Genomic DNA, 1,698 nt, shown 5'->3' with positions numbered 1-1,698 from the left:
CCCCGCCTTCGCGGGGGCGACGCGTTGAGGGAAACGAAAATGGCCATATCCGGCATCATCACCGTCATGGAACGCGCCGCGCGTAAGGCGGGGACCAAGCTGCGCCGCGACTTTGGCGAGATCGAACATCTGCAGGTCTCGCAAAAAGGCCCGGCCGATTTCGTTTCGAAGGCCGATCAGGCCGCCGAACGCACGCTGTATGACGAGCTTGGCCGGGACCGACCGGGCTGGGGCTTTGTGCTGGAAGAGGGCGGGGTGATCGAGGGGGAGCCGGGAAAGCCCCGCTTCATCATCGATCCGCTCGACGGCACCTCGAACTTCCTTCACGCGATCCCGCATTTTGCGATTTCGATCGCGGTGCAGGAGCCAAAGATCGGCGGCGGCTGGGGCGACATCACCTCGTGCCTGATCTATCAGCCGGTCACTGACGAAAGCTATTGGGCCGAGCGCGGTCGCGGCGCGTGGCTGCACGACCGCCGCCTGCGCGTGGCGTCACGCCGCCAACTCAGCGAATGCCTGATTTCTACCGGTATTCCCTTCATGGGCCATGGCAATATGCCGCAGTGGAGCCGCATTTTCGGTGCCGTCGCCCCGGAAGTTGCGGGCATCCGCCGCTTTGGCGCCGCCAGTCTTGACCTTGCGTGGGTTGCGGCAGGCCGTTACGATGGCTTTTGGGAAAGCGACCTCAAGATCTGGGACGTTGCGGCGGGCATGCTGCTGGTGCGGGAGGCCGGTGGTTTCGTTAGCGATTTTCGTGGCGGCGACCGGGCGATTGAGCGCAGCGAATTCATCGCGGGTAGCGCCGCGGTGCATTCGAAGCTGCAAAAGCTGGTAGCGGGGGCGCTCCGCAACGTGTGAACCGTTAGCCCTCCCCCTTGATGGGGGAGAGTCGGGTGGGGTGTTTTCGCGTGCGTCCGTTTACGCCAGCGAACTCACCCCCACCGCTGCGACTAAGCCAGCAAGCTGGCAAGTGTCGCTGCCTCCTCCATGACGGGGGAGGATGATTGAATTACTTCTCGAACACATACTCCCGGAAGCTGTCCATCAGCGACGCCCAAGTGTTGAAGCTTTCGCCCACATTTTCCCGCGGGATTCCCGCGAAATCTAGGTCGACGTCCATTTCCAGGACCGGATCGCCCTCGTCATCCTTGTACGCGCGGGCGAAGCGCTTGTCCTTGTTCCACTTGTTGAGCCTTTCCAGCGAGACGTCCTTGGCGTCGCTGAAGCCCATATAATATTGCAGGGTCTTGCACTTCTTGCCCTCGTCGCAGTTCATGAACAGGACGAGGAATTTCAGCCCGTTGCGATTGCTCTCGATATACGGATCATCGCCGGGTTTGGTGACGATCGTTGCGGGCCAGCCCTGCGACTCGACGATCGCCTCGATCGTCGCCGGATCGGTGGCGTTGACCAGTTCGGCCTGCGCGGGCGTTGCCGCCAGCAGGGCGGATCCGCCGAAGGCAATGGCGGCGCGCTTGGCAAATGATCTCATGAAACTCCTCCTGTTTGAACCGCTGTAGAAATCGCCCCCGAAAGCGTCGGACTAACCCCAATTCCTGTGGGGTATCACAGCGATAGGCGCTGTCACCAGCGGCGTTTGTGCTTTTTGTCACATTGGGCATGAGAATCATGCCCGCCGCGCTTGAGACCGGCGGCACGCTGGCCTAAAGCGCCCGCGTAAACGGTGGCGAAAAAACC

Annotated in this window: 2 protein-coding genes; one reads left to right on the top strand and one right to left on the bottom strand. The window is 61.8% G+C overall.

Features of this window, described 5'->3' with window-relative positions:
* Window positions 1-39: 39 nt before the first annotated feature.
* The gene (locus tag K0M74_RS08585) at window positions 40-858 is read left to right on the top strand and encodes an inositol monophosphatase family protein (protein WP_293970569.1); all 819 of its coding nucleotides are present in this window, start codon (window positions 40-42) and stop codon (window positions 856-858) included.
* 151 nt (window positions 859-1,009) lie between these two features.
* On the opposite strand, the gene K0M74_RS08580 is transcribed toward K0M74_RS08585, so the two are convergent.
* Window positions 1,010-1,492, bottom strand: a complete 483-nt coding sequence (locus tag K0M74_RS08580) for a YbjN domain-containing protein (protein WP_293970566.1) — start codon at window positions 1,490-1,492, stop codon at window positions 1,010-1,012.
* Between the last annotated feature and the right edge of the window lie 206 nt (window positions 1,493-1,698).

The organism is Sphingopyxis sp., assembly GCF_019459305.1.
Lineage (GTDB): Bacteria > Pseudomonadota > Alphaproteobacteria > Sphingomonadales > Sphingomonadaceae > Sphingopyxis.
Note: the sequence above shows the minus strand (reverse complement) of the source record. Positions and strands in the feature narration are given on the sequence as shown.